The organism is Kribbella speibonae (assembly GCF_004331375.1).
Classification (GTDB): domain Bacteria; phylum Actinomycetota; class Actinomycetes; order Propionibacteriales; family Kribbellaceae; genus Kribbella; species Kribbella sindirgiensis.
In genome coordinates, this window is record NZ_SJKC01000004.1 from 70,073 (window position 1) to 91,088 (window position 21,016).

Sequence of the window (21,016 nt, forward strand, 5' to 3'; positions counted from 1 at the left end):
GTCCGCACTGCGCCTGACACAGCCGGAGCGCTGATTTAACCGACTCCTGGGATGCCTTCACTCACCGTCGCCGGGTATCGGCGCGGAGTGAACACCAGCGAGCCGGCCGGGCGGGGCACAGTGCGCGTCTGTGACGAGCCGACCAGGAGCAGGCACCGCATGTCAACCGTTTGAGGATCCAGTTCCGCCAGTGTCGTGACAGTGATCGACTCCTCGGGCCCGCCGACGTCCCGTCCGACCACTACCGGCGTACCGGGGGAGCGGTGCTCCAGCAGCAGGTCCCGGGTCGCCTCCACCTGCCAGGTACGGGACCTGGAGGCGGGGTTATAGATCGCGATTGCCAGGTCTGCCTGCGCTGCCGCGGTCAGGCGCTGGGCGATGACGTCCCACGGCTTGAGCCGGTCCGACAGTGACAACACGCAGTAGTCGTGCCCCAGCGGCGCCCCGACCCGGCTGGCGACCGCCTGCGCGGCTGTCATGCCCGGCAGCACCTTTACGGCGATGTCGGCGTACTCCGGCTCCGCTGCGATCTCTGTGACCGCACTGGCCATGGCGAACACACCTGGGTCACCGGACGAGACCACAACCACCCTGGAGCCCTTGCGAGCCAGGTCGAGTGCGAACGCGGCCCGCTCCGACTCGACGCGGTTGTCCGAGCCGTGCTTGCGCTGACGGGCCCGGTCCGGCAGGCGATCGACGTACGTCGTGTAGCCGATCACGTCGTCCGCACCGGCGATCGCGGCGCGCACCTCCGGCGTCATCCACTCCGGACCGGCCGGACCGAGGCCGACGACGGTGACGGAGCCCTCGGCGGCGGTCTTGGTGACCGGGGCGGCGAACGTGTTGTTGATGGGGCTCGGGAGCAGGGCGAGGGAGAAGTACGGGACCTCGTCCGGATCGACCTCGTTGAGCGGGGCTGTGCGCTGGGCGTCGGTGGTCGCGCGTTCGACGTACCAGGCCTCGTCGGCGCGCCCCGCGAGCTCGAAGGCCTCGCGGACTCCGGCGAAGGTGCGGCCGAGCTTCATCACCGCGGCCGCGTCTGTGGACCGGAGGCGGTCTGCGAGTACGTCGGGGGGAAGGGTGCCGGGGAGGACCGTGAGGATCTCGTCGCGCTCACACAGCGGGCGACCGAGTACGGCGGCTGCGGCGCTGACCGAGGTGACGCCGGGGACCACCTCGCACGGGTACCTGTCCGCGAGGCGTTTGTGCATGTGCATGTACGAGCCGTAGAACAGCGGATCGCCCTCCGCGAGGACGACGACGTCCCGGCCGGCGTCGAGATGCGCCGCGAGCCGGGCGGCGCAGTCGGCGTAGAAGTCGTCCATCGCGCCCTGATAACCACCCGGGTGGTCTGTCGTCTCGGTGGTGAGCGGGTAGACGAGGTGCTCCTCGAGCTGCCCAGGCGTCAGGTACGGCGCGGCCACCGACCGCGCAATGCTCCGCCCGTGCCGCGCACTGTGAAACGCGACCACGTCAGCAGCCCCAATCAACCGAGCCGCCTTCACAGTCACAAGCTCCGAGTCCCCCGGGCCAAGCCCCACACCCCACAACCGACCTGTCACTCTGTCTCACTCGCAATCGCGTTGACGGCGGCTGCGGTGATCGCGCTTCCGCCACGTCGTCCTCTGACCACCAAGTACTCCAGCCCGAGCGCGTTGGCCGCCAGGGCTTCCTTGGACTCCGCCGCCCCGATGAACCCGACCGGGATACCCAGCACCGCAGCCGGGCGCGGCCCACCACCCGCGATCACCTCCAGCAAGCGGAACAGCGTGGTCGGCGCATTCCCGATCGCCACCACCGCCCCTTCGAGCCGGTCGAACCACAGATCCACGGCGGCAGCGCTTCGAGTTGTGGCGAGTTGCTCGGCGAGCTCCACGGTCCGCGGGTCCTGCAGCGTGCAGATCACCTCGTTGTCTGCCGGAAGCCGTCGCCGGGTGATACCGGCAGCGACCATCTGCGCGTCGCAGAGGATCGGCGCACCGTTCTGGAGCGCGGTACGGGCGTTCTTCACCACGTTCGGCGACCAGGCGAGGTCACCGACCAGGTCGGTCATCCCGCACGCGTGAATCATCCGTACGGCGACCTGCGCCACGTCGGCCGGCAGCCCGTCGAGCGCCGCCTCGGCCCGGATCGTCGCGAACGACCGCCGGTAGATCTCCGCGCCGTCCCGCTCGTACTCGTAACTCACACCCGTTCCCCGTCCACCAGATAACCGTTGCCCACCGCAAGAACATCCACAAACGCACCGGCGGGCTTGCCGCACCGCCGCTCACACCCCGACCAATGCACCCGCCGCCCCCGCCCAACAACCCGCCCCGTGGTCAGGTGGGTAGTTGCGTCAGTTCGGACGTCGGCTTGTGCCTTGGCACACCCCGGCTGACCGGCGCAGGCCGTCACACCCTCCCAGACCGACCCAGGAGTGGTGACCAGCCCGACCTCCTCCAACCCGCTGGCCGCCGCAGGAACCACGACAGACCGCCACGGCGTGATCCGAACCTCATCACCCGCCCGCACCAACGCAGCCGCCTGCTCCTGCGTCAAACTCCCCAGCGGAACGGTGACAACCAGCGCCGCCCCATGCACACCAGCAACCACCCGCGCCGTCTCAACCGGCAGCACCTCAGTCGCCCGCAACCCAAGCCGCTCCAGGATCAACTCCTCACCCCGAGCGACCTCAGCGATCCGCCACTCCTGATCGCGTACCTCCAGGAACGCCTCCGCCGCAGCCACCATCAGCTCCGGCACCACGCCCCACTCCACCCGCACGCCAAGGCTCCCAAGGCTCAACAACGCGGTCCGCTCATCCAGCGCTCGCACCGCCACATCTGCCGCCAGCTCGGACAGATCCCCACGCCCATCGTCCAACGCGAACAGGAACCGTCCCGGCAGGTCAGCCAGCCCAGGCCGGTCGCACAACGCGCGGTCCAGCGCACTGGCGACCGGAAGTACGTCGTACCGCGACAGCTGGTCCAGACCGGAGAGTGGTGACGCCAGGATGTTCCGCACACGCTCATGCGCGATCGACGGCAGCAGACCGGCCGCGAACAGCCGATCCGACAGCTCCTCCGGCCCGTCTGACCGCAGTCCACGGATTTGTACGTTGCCCCGCGACGTGAGCTCCAGCCGCCCGTCACCCAGTTCAGCGGCCGCGAGACGCAGTACGTCGAGCTGTGGTGTCGTCAGCCGTCCACCGGGGACTCGGACGCGTGCGAGACCGCCGTCAGCCGCCTGGTGCACTGCCAGCACACCGGGGCATCGATCGACGTTTGTCCTCGCCACAGCCGTGATGCTACGTCCCCGGAACCTGGTGTGTTCTGCCCCACAGCAGGAACCCGACCGCCACCACCGCACACCCGCCGCCGGCCACCATCGCCACCTGCACCGACCACGCGTCCACCACGAGCCCACCGAGTAGCGCCCCAGCCGACAACACCGCCTGGAACGAGGAGGTGAACCACACGGTCGCCGCCTCCCGCGACTCGGGCACAGCCTGCGCGAACATCGTCATGGAGCAGACCGGTACGCCGCCGTACCCGAGCCCCCAGACCACGAGGAGCAGCAGCGCTCCCGCCGTACTGCGGCCGGCCACTGGCATGAGGAGCGTCGCTGCGGCAATGAGTGCGGCGCAGGTGGTGAAGGTCGTGCGGAGATTGCGAGCTGCCCACAGGCCGGCGACCACGTTGCCGATCAGACCTGCGGCGCCGTAGACGAGCAGGAACAGGCCGATGAGCTCCGGGCGCACCACTTCGCGCAGGAACGGCGTGACGTAGGTGTAGGTCGCAAAGTGGGCCGTGACGATCAGACAGGTCACGACGAGAGCGGTCCGACTGCTGCGGAAGGCCTTGCGGAGTACTGCGGCGTGGGTGACCTGTAACGGCGGCAGTGGCGACACGGTGGCGCGTAGTGCGACCAGTGCCAGCAGGGCGAGTACGCCGAGCGCTGCGAACGACGTACGCCAGCCGGTGAGCTCACCGACGAACGTGCCTGCTGGTACGCCGAGCACCGAGCCGAGGGGGACTGCGGAGAAGATGACGGCCGTCGCCCGCGGCGCCCAGCGCTCCGGGACGAGTCGTCCGGCGAGACCGGCGCCGATGGACCAGAAGCCGCCAATCGTCAGGCCGACCAGGAAGCGGGCAACCAGCTCGAGCCAGAAGACCGGTGCGGCGGCCGCGAGGAAGCCCGCGATGGCCAGCAGGGTCATGAGTACACAGAGCATCAGGCGTCGGTCCAGCCGGGCTGTCGCAAGCGTGACGACAGGTGCGGCGACAGCGGCGACCAGACCGGGCATCGTCATCAGCCAGCCGGTGCGGCCCGGCGTAAGGGCGAAGTCGGCGCCGATCGGGCTGAGCAGCCCGATCGGGAGGATCTCGGTGGTGACGATCACGAAGATCCCCAGCGTCACCGCACCAACCCCAAGCCACTGAAGAGCTCGCGGAGCAGTCCGGGTTGTCAGAACAGTCATAACCCCCAGGCAACTCCCCGCCCCACCAACCGACTCGCGATTTCACGACACCGCGCTCGACAGGCAGCAAGCCGTCGTCTTTCCGCGATGGTGTGTTCTGCAGCTCGACAGGATGTCTTGGGTGGACGGGTAGTGCACCTGAGCGTGGATGTGTCCGTGCGTACAGCGTCTCGCTGGTGCTCTACCTGTCGAGCTGCAGATCACGCAGCCCGCCGAGGAGCCGCGCTGCCACCATTCGGACTGCACGCCGAGTCGTGGCGTTTGGCCCGTCCCCGGTGCGGCGGGTCGTGGATCGAGGCTGCGTTTGGTCGCCGAAACCCGCGACTCGATCGGCCACAGGTGCCTGCGGCGAATGATCCGGCTCGGGATGATCTTTGGGCGGATGATTCGAGCTAGTCTCGGAGGTATGGCGCAGCTTCCGGAACGTACTGTCCCTGACCTCACCGGGTATCTCACGCACGCCGGTCACGTCCTGGAGACCCAGTTGTCCGCGGCGCTGGCGGAGATCGGGCTGACGCTGCGGATGCAGTGCGTACTGCGGCACGCGCTCGAGGCCGAGCGTACGCAGATCCAGATCGCGGAGCTGGCCTACATGGACAAGACCACGATGGTGGTCACCGTCGACGCCCTCGAGAAGGCCGGGTACGCCGAACGCCGTCCCTCCGCGACCGACCGCCGCGCCCGCATCATTGCCGTCACCGAGTCGGGCGCCAAGATCGCCGCCGACGGTCAGAAGATCGTCGACCGCGTCCACGCCGACGCCCTCGAAGCCCTCACCGCCCAGCACCGCAAGACCTTCGTGGACTCCATCACCACCCTGGTAGACGGACCCCTTGCCACCCCAACCACCGCCCAGCCGGTACGCCGCTCCCGCCAACGCGCGAGCTGAACTATCCGGGCAGGTACTCCGTCAGCTCCCGCCAGGACTCTTTGCTGTCCTCGGACTCGACATGCGGCTCGCGGAACAGGCGGATGTAGGACGCGATCTCGGCCACCGACCACCAGACGTCGAACAGCTCCAGCGCCGCGGCCCGCGGGCTGACCGGGCCGGCCTCCGACTGGTACGCCGGGAGTACGTCGGTCGGCCCGCCGAGGACCGCCTTCAGGTCGCGTTCGCGGGGCGCGAGGCGCACGGTCTCCCAGTCGACGAGGCGCATGGCGCCGTCGGCGGTGCGCAGTACGTTCGCGCTGTGCGGCTCGCCGTGCGTCACGACCCAGGGCTCGTCCGACGCGTCGACCTCGCGCGCCAAAGCGTCGTAGTGGTCCAGCATGCTGTGCACGTAGGCGTGCGCCCCGGCCAGCCGCAGTCGGGCGGGCTCGGAGTACGGCCCTGCCGACCACGGCCGCTTGAGGTCCTCGAGCGCCGCTAGGAGCGCGTCCCTGTCCGGTACGGCGAAGTCCCAGCGCTGCAAGGACTCTGGTGCCGTCGTCGCGTGGAGCCGACCGACGATCCGAGCGATCTGCTCCCGCTCGGCCGGGTCGTCCCAGGCGCCGTCCGGAGTGCTCCACCCGTGCAGGTACGGCAGGACCGACACTGTCCACCCGGTCAGTAGTTCGCGCACCAGCCGACCGTCCAGATCGGCCAACGGCGCCACGACGAACTCGTGGCCACGGTCCGCCAGTTCCTTGGCAGTTCGCATGGCCGCCTCGATCTGCGGGCCGACCCGGTCCGCGGTCACGAACCAGCGCGGTCCGTCCGTGTCGGAGGCAATCCAATGGTGACTGCCGAACCCCACGGGTGCGTAGGTGACCTCCGCAGGCCGGAAACCCCAATGTTCCTTGAGGATCCCGGCCACCAGGTCGCGCGAGATCTCCGCCGGCTCGGTTCTCATCCCGACGACCCTAGCCGCGAACCCGAGCGCAGGCAGGTCGTTTTCGCTGTTCATCCGATAGAAGATCGTCTGTTATAGAACTATCTGCTATGGTCTTTTCAATCGATGACCTGAGGAGAAGCCGGTGAAGGTGGATGCGGCGCGTGGGCGGGCCAAGGCGTTGGTGGTGCTGTGCGTGATGCAGCTGATGATCATCTTGGACGGGACTGTGGTGACGGTCGCGTTGCCGACGATCCAGGCGGAGCTGGGATTCTCGCAGGCGGGGCTGGCGTGGGTGATGAACTCGTACCTGATCGCGTTCGCCGGGCTGCTTCTGCTGGCGGGGCGGATCGGGGATCTGATCGGGAGCAAGCGAGTCTTCGTCGCGGGGCTCGGGCTCTTCACCGCGGCGTCGTTGTTGTGCGGGGTGGCGGGCAGTGCCGAGGTCCTGATCGTCGGCAGGTTCCTGCAGGGGGTTGGCGGGGCGCTGGCCTCGGCGGTGATCCTCGGCATGATCGTGAGCCTCTACCCGGCTCCGGGCGAGCAGGCGCGCGCCATGGGCGTCTACAGCTTCACGGCTGCCAGTGGTGCGTCGATCGGCCTCATCTTCGGTGGTGTGATCACGCAGACCATCGGCTGGCACTGGGCGTTCCTGATCAACGTCCCGATCGGTGCGGTCTCGCTGGCGTTCGCCGTACGTCTCCTTGCGCGCCAGCCAGGTCTCGGCCTCGCCAACGGTGCTGACGTCCTGGGTGCCGTACTGGTGACCGCAGGACTCTCGCTGGGCGTCTACACGATCGTCCAAACCGCAGAACCACAGGCGACACTGACTCGCACGGTGGTGCTGGCCGTTGCGTCGCTCCTGCTGCTGGCCGCCTTCGTCGTACGCCAGGCGCGGATCAAGAACCCGTTGCTTGCCCTGCGCATCTTCCGTCGCCGGCAACTCACCGTGGCCAACGGTGTGGTCGTCCTGCTCTTCGCAGCCGGTTTCGGCTTCCAGTTCACCACCGCCCTGTACGTGCAGCGAGTACTCGGCTACGACTCGCTCACCACCGGCCTAGCGTTCCTGCCCGCGCCGCTCATGAACGGGCTGATGTCCCTGTCACTCGCACCACGTCTCACCGTCCGCTTCGGCCCACGCAAGATGCTGATCGCCGGGCTGGGCGTCTTCCTGCTGGCACTGCTCTGGATCAGCCGTGCACCAGTGGACGGCTCGTACGTCGTCAACGTCGGCCCTGTGCTGGCGGTAATGGGTGCCGGTATCGGTGTGGCCATCCCAGCCTCGATCATGCTGGCCATGTCCGGTGCTGACGCCGGCGACGCCGGACTGGCCTCAGGACTCAACAACACCGCCCAGCAGGCCGGTGCAGCCGTCGGAACCGCCGTACTGGCCACCCTGGCCGCATCAACGACCACCAGCCGCCTCACGCAGGGTGCGGGCGACCTGCTGGCACTACGCGACGGCTACGGCGCCGCGTGGCTCGCAGCGGCCGGTTTCGTACTAGCAGCCCTCTTGCTGTCGGTCAGCCTGCTCCGGACGGAGCGCTAGTCTTCCGCCGTGAGTACGTCGAGAGACCCCGACCGCCTGATCCTGTTCACCGACGCGGTGGTCGCGATCGCCATCACGTTGCTCGTGCTCCCGCTCGTCGACCTCGTACCCGAGGTACAGGCGGACGGCGGCGACGCGGTCAGCGTGATCACTGAGCACCGCCAGGAGATCTTCACGTTCCTGCTGAGCTTCGTGGTGATCGCGAGCTTCTGGCTGGGCCACCACCGGGTGTTCGAGCACGTCCGCGCGTACACCACCGCCATGATGCGGCTGAACCTGCTCTGGTTGCTCACGATCGTCGTACTGCCGTTCCCGACCGAGATCATCGGCGCCTTCGACAGCGACCGGTTCACCGCCGGCCTGTACACGGGCACGATCCTGGCGCTCAGCATCTGCCAGTCCGCGCTCACGTGGATGGTCCATGGTCACAAGGAGCTGGAGAGCCCGGACAATCCGGTCGGCAAGCGGGAGCTGGTGAGCTCGTTGCTGCTGACCGGATTGACCTTGCTCGCCTTCCTCCTGGCGTCGCTGGTGCCAGGAGTGAACTTCTACGCGATGCTCCTGCTGCTGTTGTCGCCGATCTTCATGCGGGTGTGGAAAGGCCGCTCCAGAATCCGCACTGGTGCTCAGCAGTCAGATTGACGCGCTGGATGCCGCCCTGGTCCGTCGGCGCGAGTGAGAGCCCGTTGACGGCCTTGGCGCCGGTGGGCGACCAGTGCGGCCGGTCCGGTCCGTTCGGGTTGCCGGTCCGCGCGAACGCCGTCCAGTAGTCGATCATCTGGTTCGACAGCTGCTGCTGCGTCTCCGACATCGGGAAGTCGTACCCACCCAGCCGGAACAGGTACGGGAGTTCCGTGGCGTGTGCGGCGCCCAGCCCGGGTGCAGCGATCGGTGAGTGCTTGTCAGCGAACTCGTACGCGTACACCGGCACCTTGCGCGCCGCCTGCTGATCCGTCGCGACCTGTGTGCACGACCAGATCCGGTCCGTCGTCACAGCACCCCACGCCGCGGCCGGCGACTCGTAGCGCGACTGCGGGTACTGCCGCAGTACCTGAGGTGCCTTCTGCGCGCCGACCATGTTCCTCACCAGCGCCGGGTAGTCCTTGATGTCTCCGAACGCGGCCAGCCAGCCGTTCGCCTCGTCGTGGTTGTTGCCGGAGATGATCGGCACCCGGTGGAACAGTCCAGCCTTCATCGCCTTCGCCGGGCTGAACGGTACGACGGGACTCCCGCCGTACCCGATCTGCGTGAACTGGAGCAGGTCGTCCACCAGTACGTCGGCCTTCAGACCGCGCAGGCACTCGAGCGTCGTGCAGTGCTTGCTGTCGGCCCACTCCTTGCCGGTCGCCTGTACCCGGCTGACCGGGATCCAGGGCGAGTCAGCGGTCTGGCCCGGGTACTGGCTGTTGTCGGCCCAGTTGAAGGCGCACGAGCCACTCTGCATGATCGCCTTCGCGAACAGGCCTGTGGAGGTCGGAGAGGTCAGCTGGGCGCACACGCTCATCCCACCGGCGGACTCACCCGCCACCGTGACGTTGCGCGGGTCGCCGCCGAACCCGCCGGCGTTGCGCTGCACCCAGCGCAGTGCGGCCTGCTGGTCCTGCAGGCCGAACGTGCCCGAGCCCGGCAGGCCCGGGTACCCGAAGAAGCCGAAGATGCCGAGGCGGTAGTTGACCGTGACAACGACCACGTCACCGCGAGCCGCAAACTTCGACGCCTCGTAGCTGCTGCCGGCGCCGGAGAAGAACCCGCCGCCGGGGATCCACACCACGACGGCCCGTGGTTTCGTGGACGGCTTGGCGGGAGTCGTCACGTTCAGATAGAGGCAGTCCTCGGCGGTGGACCCGTCCGGCGCCTCGGAGTTCGCCTGCTGCGCGCACACGCTGCCCGTCTTGGACGCCCGTACGCCGGTCCACGGCCGCGCCGGCTGCGGCGCCTTCCACCGCAACGCGCCCACCGGGGGAGCGGCGTACGGAATCCCGTCGTACACCAGTGCATCCCCAACGGTCTCACTGGCCACCAGCCCTTTATCGGTCCGCACGACGCCAGGTTCCGCGGCCTCACCAGGCCCGGCGAACGCCACCAGCAACCCAGCCGGAGCCACCACGGCCGCCATCATCGCCAACAGTCTCTTTTTCATGCCTGGAGCGTCACCCACACCACGCCGGCCCGACTTCGGTCCGGTGGCCAGAAGCAATCAGACTTTGGTCTATGGCAAGGATCCGCGGGCGGCTCCGACATTGTTGTGAATCGACCACGACACCGAGGAGATCCGGCGATGAACTCGCAAGCCATCACTCCGTTCCGCATCGACGTTCCGCAGCACGAGCTCGACGACCTTCGGTATCGGCTGGACCGGGCGCGGTTCACGGAGGAGCTGCCGGACGCGGGCTGGGGCTACGGCGTACCGCTCGGCTATGTCCGGGACCTCGTCGCCCACTGGCGGACCGCCTACGACTGGCGCGCCTGGGAGGCGAAGCTGAACCGCTATCCGCAGTTCACGACCGAGATCGACGGACAGCGCATCCATTTCCTGCACGTGCGCTCACCGGAGCCGGACGCGGCGCCGCTGATCCTGACGCACGGCTGGCCTGGATCGATCGCGGAGTGGGTCGACGTGATCGGTCCGTTGACGGACCCCCGCGCGCACGGCGGCGACCCGGCGACGGCCTTTCACCTGGTCATCCCCTCGTTGCCAGGATTCGGCTTCTCCGGTCCGACGACGGAGCGCGGCTGGGGACCGCGCCGCATCGCCGCGGCCTGGGCGGAGCTGATGACGCGGCTCGGCTACGACCGCTTCTGCGTCGCCGGCAACGACTGGGGGTCGTTCGTCTCCCTCGAACTCGGCAGACTCGCCCCGGAGCGCGTCGTCGGTATCCACGTGACCCAGATCTTCACCGGCCCCACCGGTGAGCCGGGTGAACTGGACGATCTCACCGAGGACGAAGAGGCCGCGCTGGCCAATGAGCGCCAGTTCGAGGAGAGCATGAGTGCGTACGGCGTACTTCAGACTCAGCAGCCGCAATCGCTCGCGCACGCGCTGGCGGACTCACCGGTCGGGCTCCTCGGGTGGCACTGCCTGATCTACCGCGGCGGCCTGGACCCCGATTTCATCCTGACCAACGTGATGATCCACTGGCTCACCGGAACCGTCGCCTCGGCGATGCGGATCTACTACGAGTTCGCCCAGCAGGACGCTCCGACCGCGCCGACGACCGTACCGCTGGCGCTCGCGCAGTTCAGCGAGGACACCAAGCCGGTCCGCCGGTTCGTCCACCGCGATCACCAGAACCTGGTCTCCTGGAACGTCTACGACCGGCCCGGCCACTTCGCCGCGACGCAGTCACCGGACCTACTGATCACCGACATCCAGAAGTTCTTCAAGAGCCGTGTCGTCTCAGCAAATAGGTGTCCATGATCCAGCCCTTCCTGTCGCGGGCCTCGGCGCGGACCTTCTCGATTTCGGGGGCGACCTCTCGGAGCGGGCCGGAGATCAGGAGCTCGTCCGGTGTGCCGAGGTAGGCGCCCCAGTAGATGTCGGCGTCCTGGTCGAGGTGCTCGGTGAACGCGGTCTGGGCGTCGAGCATCACCACGACGTCGTCCACGCCGGCCGGCCATTCGCGCGCGAGCCTCCGGCCGGTGGTGATCTGGATCGGGCGCCCGACCTGGTTCAGTCCGACCCGGTGCCGTGCGGCGAGCGTCGACACGCTGCTGATCCCGGGAATCACCTCAACCGCGAACTCCAACGAGCCCCGCGCCAGGATGTCGTCCAGGATCGCCAGCGTGCTGTCGTACAGCGACGGGTCGCCCCACACCAGGAACGCCCCCACCTGGTCCTCGCCCAGCTCGGTCGCGATCAGGTCCGCGCACACATCGGCCCGGCGCCGCCGCCAGTCGTCGACGGCCTCGACGTACGCCGGCGTCGTACGGTCCCGCTCCGGGTCCCGCCCGACGACGACCCGGTACTCCTTCGACGTCGCGTACCGACGCAGGATCTCCGACCGCAGATCCACCAGTTCCTGCTTGACCTCGCCCTTGTCCAGCACGAAGAACACGTCGACCCGGTTCAGCGCCGACACAGCCTGCATCGTCACCTGCTCCGGATCACCCGCACCGACCCCGACCACCACAATCTCCCGCATGCGCGGCAGCCTATGTCAGACGGTCAGCAGCAGTCCGGCCGCGATGACGGATCCCACAACGGCGCCGCCGTAGCACAGGACCACGATCGGTACGGCGTACCGCTTGAGCTGCAGGCCGTCGTACAGGGTGTAGCGGAAGCGGTGCGCCCAGTGGAACAGCGCGAGCGCGCACAGGCCGAACAGCACCAGACGGGTGAGCGGATTCCGCAGTACGGCGAGCAGGTGGGCGTGTGAAGGTGACCACAGGTCGAGCGGGATCGCGAGACCGAACAGGAACAGCAGGATCGGCACCATCAGCGCGGCCACCATGCCACCGGAGCTGAACAGCATCCAGAGGAACGGTTCGGGTGAGCGGCGGTTCATCGCAGCACCAGCCACGCGACGACGGCCGACAGCACCAGCCAGGCCAGGTAGTGCGCGGCAACGACCTGCCCCGCCGGCACCCGGCGGCCGCGGACCTTGATCGCCATCGCCCGCGGCGCCAGCCCGAACCACGTCACCACGTGCAGCAGCACGAACAGCATCGCGATCACGTTGATCGCGACCACCCACCACTGGCCGCTCCAGTCGACGAAGCGCTGATACGACGCGGCGCCGTCGCTGATCGCGTTCACCAGCAACAGCAGGAACACCACGAACCACGCGACGAACACGCTGCTCAGCTCACGCAGTACGAACAGCACGTACGCACGGCGCTCAAGCCACCAGAGCAGGTGGATCGGCCGCTGGTAGACGCTCACCGCTTGCCCCGAGAACGCGGCATCAACAGTTCCTTGATCGATTCCGTCGCGGCCGTCAGCTTGTAGCGCTGGATCGCCCCGGCCGGATCCACACCCTTCGGGCACACCGCGCTGCACTCACCCACGAACGTGCAGGCCCAGATCCCTTCCGGCGACGACAGTACGGCGCGACGCTCGTCGGCGCCCTCGTCGCGAGAGTCCAGGTTGTACCGCTGCGCGAGCGCGATCGCCGCCGGGCCGAGGAAATCCGGTTCGAGGCTGTACACCGGGCAGGCCGAGTAACAGAGCATGCAGTTGATGCACATGCTGTACTGCTGGTACTCGTCCAGTTCCTCCGGCGTCTGCAGGTACTCGCCGTCCTCGACCGGACTGTGCACCTCCCGGACCAACCACGGCGTGACCTTCGGCAGCTTGGTCATGAAGTCGTCGATGTCCACCACCAGGTCGCGGACGACCGGGAAGTTGTGCAGCGGCTCGACCCGGATCGGGCCGGGGGCGTAGTCGGTGAGGAAGGTCGCGCAACTCAACTGGGGTTCGCCGTTCACCGTCATCCCGCAACTGCCGCAGATCCCCATCCGGCACGACCAGCGGAACGACAGGGTCCCGTCCAGGTGGTCCTTCACGTAGGTGAGGCCGTCCAGGATCGCCCAGTGCTCCCGCAGCGGGACCTGGTACGACTGCATGACAGGCTCCGTGTCGACCCCGGGCCGGAAGCGTGCGACCTCGAGGGTGATCTCGTCTGCCATCACTACCTCCCGTACACGCGTTCGCCCGGCGGCCAGCGAGTGAGTGTCACCGGCAGGTACCCGACGCGGCTGGATCCGTCCGGTTGGCGTCGTACCAGCGAATGCGCCAGGAACTGCTCGTCGTCGCGGGCCGGGAAGTCGGTCCGCTGGTGCGCGCCGCGCGACTCCTCCCGCAGCACCGCGCTGTCGATGATGCACTCGGCGACATCCAGCATGAATCCGAGTTCGAGCCACGCGATCAGCTCGGTGTTGAAGTCCGTGCTGTGATCGTCGATCCCCGCGTGCTGGAAGCGCAGCCGCAGCTCCGCAAGTTCGTGCGCGGCCTTGGTCAGCGAGTCGCCGTCGCGGTAGATCCCGGCGCCGTTCTCCATCGTCGCCTGCATCTCGGTCCGGATGTCCGCGATCCGCTGGTGTCCCTCGACGCGCCGGCCCAGCTCCGCCGCCAGCCGGCGCTCCTCGTCCCGGCCCTGCGCGAGGATCGACGACGGCACATCGCGGTGGTAGCGACCCGCGAAGACCGCGGCGGCGCGGCCGGCCCGGTTGCCGAACACCAGGCACTCCGGCAACGAGTTCGACCCCAGCCGGTTGGCGCCGTTGATGCTGACGCAGGCCACCTCACCGGCGGCGTACAGGCCGTCGAGCGGAGTGGCGCCGCGAAGGTCCGTGTGGACGCCGCCCATCATGTAGTGCACGACCGGGCGCACCGGGACGAGCTCGCGCACCGGATCGATGTTCTGGTACTTCGAGCACAGCTCCCGGACGAACGGCAGCTTGGCGTCGATCAGCTTCGCCCCCAGGTGCCGCAGATCCAGGTTCACGACCGGTCCGTACGGCGTATCGATCGTGCGGCCCTTCTCCATCTCGTGGACGAACGCCTGCGACAGCCGGTCGCGTGGCCCGAGTTCCATGTTGCGCAGCACGGGTTCCGGCGTCGGCGTACCGAGGTCGTAGTCCTGCAGGTAGCGGTAGCCGTCCTTGTTGAGCAGCCATCCGCCTTCGGCCCGGGCCGCCTCGGTGATCAGGATCCCGGTGAACGGCAGGCCGGTCGGGTGGTACTGGACGAACTCCATGTCCTTGAGCGGCGCCCCGGCGCGATAGGCCAGCGCCATCCCGTCGCCGGTCTTGATGTTGGCGTTCGTCGTGAACGGGAACACCCGGCCGCAGCCGCCGGTGCAGAGGATCACCGCGTTCGCCGTGATGGTCTCGACCCGCCCGGTGGCCAGTTCGATCGCGACCACGCCGTACGCGCGTCCGTCGTCGACCAGGATCTTGGTGACGTACCACTCGTCGTACCGGACGATGTCGGAGTAGGAGAGCGCGGTCTGGAACAGCGTGTGCAGCAGGTGGAACCCGGTCCGGTCGGCCGCGAACCACGTGCGCTTCTTCTTCATACCGCCGAACGCGCGGACCGCGATCTTCCCGTCCGGCTGCCGGCTCCACGGGCAACCCCAGTGCTCCAGCCGGAGCAGTTCCCGCGGGGCCTCGGCGACGAACGCCTCGACGGCGTCCTGGTCACACAGCCAGTCGCCGCCGGACACCGTGTCGTACGCGTGCTCGTCCTGCGTGTCGTCAGCCCCGGCCACCGCCGCGGCACCGCCCTCGGCGGACACCGTGTGGCTGCGCATCGGGTAGACCTTCGAGATCACCGCAACGCGCAGTGCCGGGTTGGTCTCGGCCACCGCGATGGCAGCTCTCAACCCGGCACCGCCGCCTCCAACCACCACCACATCGTGATAGCTCGCCATGGCTAGGCTTCGTGGTCGCCGCTGTGCTCGTCCATCAGCACTTTGCCGTCGTGCCGCACAGTCCGGATCCGGACGCTGCCGTCGTGGAACTCGTGCCGCATCTGCCGGCACCCGCACGCGAACAGCACGTCGTCGAGCCGGAAGCCCTCGAAATCGTCTTCCTGGCTCCGATCGGCATCTCCGAGCCGCCCACACGGCGCCCGTTCCCCAGTGAGATGCGTCTTCGTCCCCGTCATTCGCCCACCTCCTCGCCCTCCGAGGTGTTCGTGACTTACATCACACCTTCGATAGTGCGCCTGCCGGGCGGGGACGGCAATGGGTTACTGCTTGGCCTGGCGCCACTCGCGTTCGAAGGGCAGGCGCCAGGCGCGCGGGGCGATCAGCTGGTGGATCGCGTTCGGGCCCCAGGTGCCGGCCTGGTACGGCTTGACCGGCGGCGGGTCGTCCAGCAGCGGCGCGGACCGGTCCCACAGCGACTCGATGCCCTCGGCCGTGGTGAACAGGGTGTGGTCCCCGCGCATCGCGTCCAGGATCAGCCGCTCGTACGCCTCCAGTACGTCGCCCGCGCTCCCGGTCTCCTGGGTGGAGAACTGCATCGACAGCTTCTCCAGCCGCATCCCCGGCCCGGGCCGCTTGCCGTAGAACGACAGCGACACCCGGGACGAGTCGGCCAGGTCGAACGTCAGGTGGTCCGGTCCCTCCGAGCCGACGCCGGAGCCCGCCGGGAACATCGTCTTCGGCGCCTCCTTGAAGGCGATCGAGATGATCCGCTGGCCCTCGGCCATCTTCTTGCCGGTGCGCAGGTAGAACGGCACGCCGGCCCAGCGCCAGTTGTCGATCTCCACCTTCAGCGCGATGAACGTCTCGGTGTCCGAGTCCGGCGCGACCCCCTCCTCGCCGCGGTACCCGGAGTACTGCCCGCGGACCACGTCACCCGGATTGATCGGCAGCATCGACCGGAAGACCTTGTTCTTCTCCTCCGAGATCGCCCGCGGCTCCAGGGCCGTCGGCGGCTCCATCGCGACGAACGACATCACCTGCATCAGGTGCGTGACGACCATGTCCTTGAACGCGCCGGTCGGCTCGTAGAAGGTGGCGCGCTGGTCCAGGCCGAGCGACTCCGGGATGTCGATCTGCACGTGGTCGATGAAGTTCCGGTTCCAGATCGGCTCGAACAGTCCGTTCGCGAACCGGAACGCGAGGATGTTCAGTGCGGCTTCCTTGCCGAGGAAGTGGTCGATCCGGAAGATCTGCGACTCGTCGAAGGTCTCGTGGACGAAGTCGTTCAGATCGATCGCGGACGCCAGGTCGTCGCCGAACGGCTTCTCCATCACCACCCGGGCGCGTTCGACCAGGCCGGCGTCGCGGAGCATCGCGATCACCGCCTGCGCGGCCTTCGGCGGCACCGACAGGTAGTGCAGCCGGCGAGTGTCCGGTCCGAGCAGTTCCTCGGCGGCCTTGACCGCGGCCGCCAGCGCGTCCGGTCCGGCGGTCACCGGGACGTACTCGAGCCGGTCGGCGAACTGGGCCCACTCCTGGTCGCTCATCTTGTGAGTGCCGAACGTCTCGACCGCCTTCCGCGCACGCTCGCGGAACTCGTCGGAGCTCAGGTCCTCGGTCGCGGTCCCGATCACCCGCACGTCCGGGGTGAACTTGGACTGCTGCAGGTACGCCAGGCCGGGCAGCAGCTTGCGCTTGGCGAGATCGCCGGTCGCCCCGAACAGCACGATCACGTGCGGCGCCAACGGCTCCGGGTCCCGCCGTGACGGTCGCGACCCGGGCGCCGGATACGCAATGGTCTGAGTACGGTCAGGCATTCAGTCCTCCCGAGGACGCCACCGGAGCCAACCCTTCGAAGTCTAGGTGCCTCCGGTGACGCCAAGGGGTCAAGCTGATTGCCAGAGACCGAGAATGTTGCCCTCCGGGTCCTTGAAGTACGCCGCGAAGCCCATGTCCGCGACCGGTACCTTCTCGCCGACCCGTTCACCGCCGAGGCTCTCGATCGTCTTCCAGGCCGCGTCGATGTCCGGTACGTCGACGGTCAGCATCGGCCCCTTGAGATCCTCGGTGCGCTGGAACATCCCGCCGTTGATGAAGCCCGGTTCGGCCGGCATGGACTGCTCGTCCACCGGTCCCGTCGACGCCATCGTGTAGTCCAGTCCGGGCATCTCCATCACGTTCCACCCGAACGCCTCGCGGTAGAACGCCCGCGCCCGGTCGCCGTCGTCGTACGGAACCTCGAAGTGCACGATCCGCCCTGTCATCGCAGCCCTCTCCGTTGGTAACGCCACTACGGTCCGACGCTAGACCCGGGACCGGGCTTGCACTAGGCGTCGTACGACGCAGTGACCTTCAGCAGTTCGGACAAGTCGCTGCCGGACGCGATCTCCTCGGGGTCGGCGCCGCGCCGGAAGAGCCGCGCGCCGGCCGCGATGCCGCCGAGGGTGAGCGTGTCCGCGTGCCGCCGCAGCCACGTCCCCTCGCGGAGCCCGAGCACCGGTACGTCGTTCTCCTCGAGGAACTCGGTGATCCGCAGCTCGCGCGTCTCGCCTTGGTGCGTCGACGTCGGGTCCGGATCGAGGTAGTGCGGGTTGAGCTGGAACGGCACCAGACCGAGCGTCTCGAACGATGGCGGCTGCACGATTGGCATGTCGTTGCTGGTCCGCAACGACGGCCCCGCCAGGTTCGTCCCGGCACTCGATCCGAGGTACGGCGTCCCGTTGCGGACGCGATCGCGGATCACGTCGAGCTGTCCGCTGACCTGCAACGTCTTCACCAGCCGGAAGGTGTTGCCGCCACCGACGAAGATCGCGGCCGCCGATTCGAGTGCTCCGGCATCGGTGTGAGCGCCGACAACTGACACGCCGAGCGGTTCCAGCGCGGTCCGGATCTTTGCGGTGTAGCCGTCGTGGTCGGCGAGCGCGTACGGGACGAACACCAGCTCGCGGACGTCGCGCAGGATGTCGCGCAGCGCGTCCAGAGCGTGCTCGAGAAACGGCCGGCCGTGGGTGGCGGAGTTCGAGAGCAGAAGCAGTTCCACAAGATCCCCTTTGCTGGTCAGCGACGGCGGGTGCGGGCCGCCGGCGTACGGTGCGCGAGCAGGTTGCTCAGTTCTTCGGTTGCCTCCAGCAACCGTGGGACGTGGTCCCGGATATCGCCGGGCAGTTCCTCGAACTTGCCCTCGACCACGGTCAGCGAGCCGATCGGGCGGCGGCCGAGCCGGACGGGCGCGGCGATCGCGCGGGTCGCGGCGTCGTACTCGCCGTCCGAGAACGCCCAGCCGGTCTGCACGGTGTCCTCGAAGACCCGCTCCAGTGCGGCCTCGTCGACCTCGGTCAGGTCGGTGAACCGCGCGAACGGCCGCCCGGACAGCAGCGCGCGGCGCTCGTTGCGGTCCAAGAAGGCGAAGTACGCGCGGGACGTCGCGCCGGCGTGCGCCGGGTACAGGTCACCGACCAGCGGGTGGCTGCGCAGCGGACCGCCGCCGCCGTCGACCGCCGCGATGCAGCGCACGTGGAAGCCGTCCGGGATCGTGAACGTCGCCGTACGCTCGGTGTCCTGGGCCAGGCGCTCAAGCACCCCGTCCGCGAGCGCGGCCAGCCCGCCGGTGCGCTCCCACAGTGCGGCCATCCGCCACATCGTCGGGCCGAGACTGTACCGGCGGGTGATCGGGTCCGGACGGAGGAAGCCGCGGAACGCGAGCGCCGCGAGCAGCCGCTGGGCCGAGGACTTGTCGATCCCGAGCTCGTCGGCGAGCTCCATCACACCCCAGTCGCGGCGCTGCTCGGAGAACGAGATCAGGATCTGCAGCGCCCGATCGACGGTCTGCAGCGGTGATCGTACGTCGTCATCCACGCGCAGAAGAGTAACGCAGCGGCCCAATTATCGATCTCCTCTCTCATATAACGGGAAGTCGTTGCAGATGTCGCGCCTTCTCCTCGACTCTCTTCGGCATGAACCTCGTCCTGCGCCGCGTGGCCGCGATGCTGCCCGCGCTGATCGGCGTCGTGGTGTGCATCTTCGTGCTCACCCGGGTGCTGCCCGGCGACCCGGCCCGGACGCTGGCCGGTGATCAGGCGGACCCGAGCGTGGTCGCGAAGATCCGCACCGACATGGGCCTCGACCAGCCGCTGCACCTCCAGCTGGTCCGGTACTTCACGGACCTCCTGCACGGCAACCTCGGTTTCGCCTGGCACACCGGTCACAGCGTGGCCTCCGACTTCGCGTCCCGGCTGCCCGCGACCGTGGAGCTCGCCCTGGTGGCGCTCCTGATCGCGCTGCTCGCCGGCATCCCGCTCGGGGTCATCAGTGCGACGCGCCGCGACCGCCCGGTCGACCACGCCGGCCGGGTGTTCTCGCTCCTCGGTGCGTCGATGCCGCTGTTCTGGCTCGGGCTGATGGTGATCGTCGTCTTCTACAACAAGCTCGGATGGGCACCGGCACCGCTCGGCCGGGTGGCCGAGGGCATCAACCCGCCGACCGGCATCACCGGCCTCTACCTCGTCGACTCGCTGCTCACCGGCGACTTTGTGGCGTTCCGCTCGGCGCTGTCCCACATCATCTGGCCGGCGCTGTGCCTGGCGACCGGCAGTACGGCGATCATCGCGCGGATGACCCGCTCGGCGATGCTCGAGGTGATCGGTCAGGACTACGTCCGGACGGCGGTCTCCAAAGGCCTCAAACCGTCGGTCGTCACCCTCAAACACGCCCTGCGGAACGCGGCCCCGGTGATCGTCACGATCTCCGGCCTGCAGTTCGGCCAGCTGATGGGCGGTGCGGTCATCACCGAGACCGTCTTCACCTGGCCCGGCATCGGCTCGTACGTCGTGCAGTCCGTCCTGGCCACCGACTACGCGCCGGTGCAGGCCTTCACGCTGGTCGCCGCGGTCGTCTACCTGGCGGCGAATCTCGTCGTCGACCTCGTCAACGCCCGCCTGGACCCGAGGATCGCCGATGCCTGATCTCAAGTCCCGCCCGACCACCACGCTTAGCCTGCTCCTGCGCAACCGCCTGGCCGTCGTCGGCCTCGTCTTCATCGCTCTGTGGACGCTCGGCGCGCTCCTCTCTGGTCTCTCGCCGTACGGCGCCACGCAACCCGGCGCCGGCGCACTGCTCCAGGGCCCTTCGTGGGCGCACCCGTTCGGTACCGACAACTTCGGTCGCGACCTGCTCACACGGGTGCTGGCCGGCGGCCGCATCTCGTTGTGGACCGGCCTGATCGCGATCGCGATCTCGCTGCTGATCGGCGTACCGCTGGGCGCCTTCGCCGGGTTCGTCCGCGGCCGCGCCGGCGGTCTGGTGATGCGGTTGATGGACATGCTGCTCGCGTTCCCGTCGCTGGTGCTCGCGATGGCGATCGCGGCCGCGCTCGGTCCCGGCATGGTCAGCGCGATGGTTGCCGTCGGCATCGTCGGGATCCCGGAGTTCGCCCGGATCGTGCACGGTCAGGTGCTGTCGCTGCGCGAGCGGGACTTCGTCGAGGCCGGGCACGCGATCGGCCTGCCGGGACGCAGCATCCTGATCCGGCACATCGTGCCGAACGCGCTCGCCCCGATCCTGGTCCGGGCCACACTCGGCATGGGTTACGCCATTCTGACCGCCGCCTCGCTGAGCTTCATCGGCCTCGGCGCCCAGCCGCCCGACCCGGAGTGGGGCGTGCTGATCTCGGACGGCCGCGGCTACATCATCAGCGGCGAGTGGTGGATGACCACGTTCCCCGGCCTGGCGATCGCGACCTCGATCCTCGGCTTCAACCTGCTCGGCGACGGCCTCCGGGACGTCCTCGACCCGCGCCTGCGGACCAGCAAATGACGCACCCGCA

At 68.4% G+C, this 21,016-nt stretch carries 22 protein-coding genes; 6 read left to right on the plus strand and 16 right to left on the minus strand.

Going from position 1 to position 21,016, the window contains the following annotated elements:
• Positions 1-35: 35 nt before the first annotated feature.
• Genes E0H92_RS28485 through E0H92_RS28500 form a run of 4 tightly spaced genes read right to left on the minus strand, consistent with a single transcriptional unit; the run spans position 36 to position 4,402 of the window.
• Positions 36-1,562 (minus strand): precorrin-3B C(17)-methyltransferase, encoded by a 1,527-nt coding sequence (locus E0H92_RS28485; protein ID WP_131498450.1) that lies wholly within the window; start codon positions 1,560-1,562, stop codon positions 36-38.
• Positions 1,559-2,188 (minus strand): precorrin-8X methylmutase, encoded by a 630-nt coding sequence (locus E0H92_RS28490; protein WP_131498451.1) that lies wholly within the window; start codon positions 2,186-2,188, stop codon positions 1,559-1,561. The genes E0H92_RS28485 and E0H92_RS28490 overlap by 4 nt, the downstream gene beginning before the upstream one ends.
• Complete coding sequence (locus tag E0H92_RS28495; RefSeq protein WP_238173641.1) at positions 2,185-3,279, minus strand: precorrin-3B synthase; 1,095 nt, start codon at positions 3,277-3,279, stop codon at positions 2,185-2,187. Before E0H92_RS28495 ends, E0H92_RS28490 begins: the two co-directional genes overlap by 4 nt.
• Before the next feature lie 10 nt (positions 3,280-3,289).
• Entirely contained in the window at positions 3,290-4,402 is a 1,113-nt protein-coding gene (locus E0H92_RS28500) for an MFS transporter (protein WP_238173642.1), read from the minus strand.
• A 466-nt stretch (positions 4,403-4,868) separates the two neighbouring features.
• On the opposite strand from E0H92_RS28500, the gene E0H92_RS28505 reads away from it, so the two are divergent.
• Positions 4,869-5,351 (plus strand): MarR family winged helix-turn-helix transcriptional regulator, encoded by a 483-nt coding sequence (locus E0H92_RS28505; protein WP_131463401.1) that lies wholly within the window; start codon positions 4,869-4,871, stop codon positions 5,349-5,351.
• Position 5,352: 1 nt separating this feature from the next.
• Here E0H92_RS28505 and E0H92_RS28510 read toward each other — a convergent pair whose 3' ends face one another.
• Positions 5,353-6,294: a phosphotransferase enzyme family protein gene (locus E0H92_RS28510; RefSeq protein ID WP_165550082.1), complete on the minus strand. Its 942-nt coding sequence runs from the start codon at positions 6,292-6,294 to the stop codon at positions 5,353-5,355.
• 124 nt (positions 6,295-6,418) lie between these two features.
• Between E0H92_RS28510 and E0H92_RS28515 the strand changes: the two genes are divergently transcribed.
• Positions 6,419-7,822, plus strand: coding sequence for an MFS transporter (locus E0H92_RS28515; RefSeq protein ID WP_238173643.1), 1,404 nt, complete (start codon positions 6,419-6,421; stop codon positions 7,820-7,822).
• Positions 7,823-7,831: 9 nt separating this feature from the next.
• The gene (locus E0H92_RS28520) at positions 7,832-8,464 is read left to right on the plus strand and encodes a TMEM175 family protein (protein WP_131498454.1); all 633 of its coding nucleotides are present in this window, start codon (positions 7,832-7,834) and stop codon (positions 8,462-8,464) included.
• Here the strand turns inward: E0H92_RS28520 and E0H92_RS28525 are convergent.
• Positions 8,406-9,962 (minus strand): carboxylesterase/lipase family protein, encoded by a 1,557-nt coding sequence (locus tag E0H92_RS28525; protein WP_131498455.1) that lies wholly within the window; start codon positions 9,960-9,962, stop codon positions 8,406-8,408. The genes E0H92_RS28520 and E0H92_RS28525 overlap by 59 nt on opposite strands.
• Before the next feature lie 138 nt (positions 9,963-10,100).
• On the opposite strand from E0H92_RS28525, the gene E0H92_RS28530 reads away from it, so the two are divergent.
• Positions 10,101-11,240, plus strand: a complete 1,140-nt coding sequence (locus E0H92_RS28530; RefSeq protein ID WP_131498456.1) for an epoxide hydrolase family protein — start codon at positions 10,101-10,103, stop codon at positions 11,238-11,240.
• Here E0H92_RS28530 and cobF read toward each other — a convergent pair.
• The 10 genes from cobF to E0H92_RS28580 all read right to left on the minus strand — a co-directional run bounded on the left by cobF (position 11,203) and on the right by E0H92_RS28580 (position 19,050).
• Complete coding sequence (cobF, locus tag E0H92_RS28535; RefSeq protein ID WP_131463406.1) at positions 11,203-11,964, minus strand: precorrin-6A synthase (deacetylating); 762 nt, start codon at positions 11,962-11,964, stop codon at positions 11,203-11,205. The two genes, E0H92_RS28530 and cobF, sit on opposite strands and share 38 nt — an antisense overlap.
• Positions 11,965-11,979: 15 nt before the next feature.
• Positions 11,980-12,327: a fumarate reductase subunit FrdD gene (gene frdD / locus E0H92_RS28540; RefSeq protein ID WP_131498457.1), complete on the minus strand. Its 348-nt coding sequence runs from the start codon at positions 12,325-12,327 to the stop codon at positions 11,980-11,982.
• Positions 12,324-12,704 carry a succinate dehydrogenase/fumarate reductase transmembrane subunit gene (locus E0H92_RS28545; RefSeq protein WP_131463408.1) on the minus strand — a complete coding sequence of 127 codons (381 nt, stop codon included), beginning with the start codon at positions 12,702-12,704 and terminating at the stop codon, positions 12,324-12,326. Before E0H92_RS28545 ends, frdD begins: the two co-directional genes overlap by 4 nt.
• Positions 12,701-13,450: a succinate dehydrogenase/fumarate reductase iron-sulfur subunit gene (locus E0H92_RS28550; protein WP_131463409.1), complete on the minus strand. Its 750-nt coding sequence runs from the start codon at positions 13,448-13,450 to the stop codon at positions 12,701-12,703. Before E0H92_RS28550 ends, E0H92_RS28545 begins: the two co-directional genes overlap by 4 nt.
• 2 nt (positions 13,451-13,452) lie before the next feature.
• On the minus strand, positions 13,453-15,195 hold the full coding sequence (frdA, locus tag E0H92_RS28555; protein WP_131463410.1) for a fumarate reductase (quinol) flavoprotein subunit: 1,743 nt from the start codon (positions 15,193-15,195) through the stop codon (positions 13,453-13,455).
• A 2-nt stretch (positions 15,196-15,197) separates the two neighbouring features.
• Positions 15,198-15,431 (minus strand): hypothetical protein, encoded by a 234-nt coding sequence (locus E0H92_RS28560; protein WP_131291163.1) that lies wholly within the window; start codon positions 15,429-15,431, stop codon positions 15,198-15,200.
• 84 nt (positions 15,432-15,515) lie between these two features.
• Entirely contained in the window at positions 15,516-17,012 is a 1,497-nt protein-coding gene (zwf, locus tag E0H92_RS28565) for a glucose-6-phosphate dehydrogenase (RefSeq protein ID WP_131463411.1), read from the minus strand.
• 69 nt (positions 17,013-17,081) lie between these two features.
• Positions 17,082-17,459 (minus strand): VOC family protein, encoded by a 378-nt coding sequence (locus tag E0H92_RS28570; RefSeq protein WP_131498458.1) that lies wholly within the window; start codon positions 17,457-17,459, stop codon positions 17,082-17,084.
• Positions 17,460-17,521: 62 nt separating this feature from the next.
• Positions 17,522-18,235, minus strand: coding sequence for a dipeptidase PepE (gene pepE / locus E0H92_RS28575; protein ID WP_131463413.1), 714 nt, complete (start codon positions 18,233-18,235; stop codon positions 17,522-17,524).
• Positions 18,236-18,252: 17 nt separating this feature from the next.
• A complete protein-coding gene (locus tag E0H92_RS28580; protein ID WP_202873890.1) occupies positions 18,253-19,050 on the minus strand; it encodes an IclR family transcriptional regulator in 798 nt (265 codons plus the stop codon).
• Between the two features lie 98 nt (positions 19,051-19,148).
• On the opposite strand from E0H92_RS28580, the gene E0H92_RS28585 reads away from it, so the two are divergent.
• Together E0H92_RS28585 and E0H92_RS28590 are read left to right on the plus strand one after the other, a co-directional pair.
• Entirely contained in the window at positions 19,149-20,156 is a 1,008-nt protein-coding gene (locus tag E0H92_RS28585; protein ID WP_130387284.1) for an ABC transporter permease, read from the plus strand.
• The gene (locus tag E0H92_RS28590) at positions 20,149-21,006 is read left to right on the plus strand and encodes an ABC transporter permease (protein WP_131291174.1); all 858 of its coding nucleotides are present in this window, start codon (positions 20,149-20,151) and stop codon (positions 21,004-21,006) included. Before E0H92_RS28585 ends, E0H92_RS28590 begins: the two co-directional genes overlap by 8 nt.
• Positions 21,007-21,016: the final 10 nt, after the last annotated feature.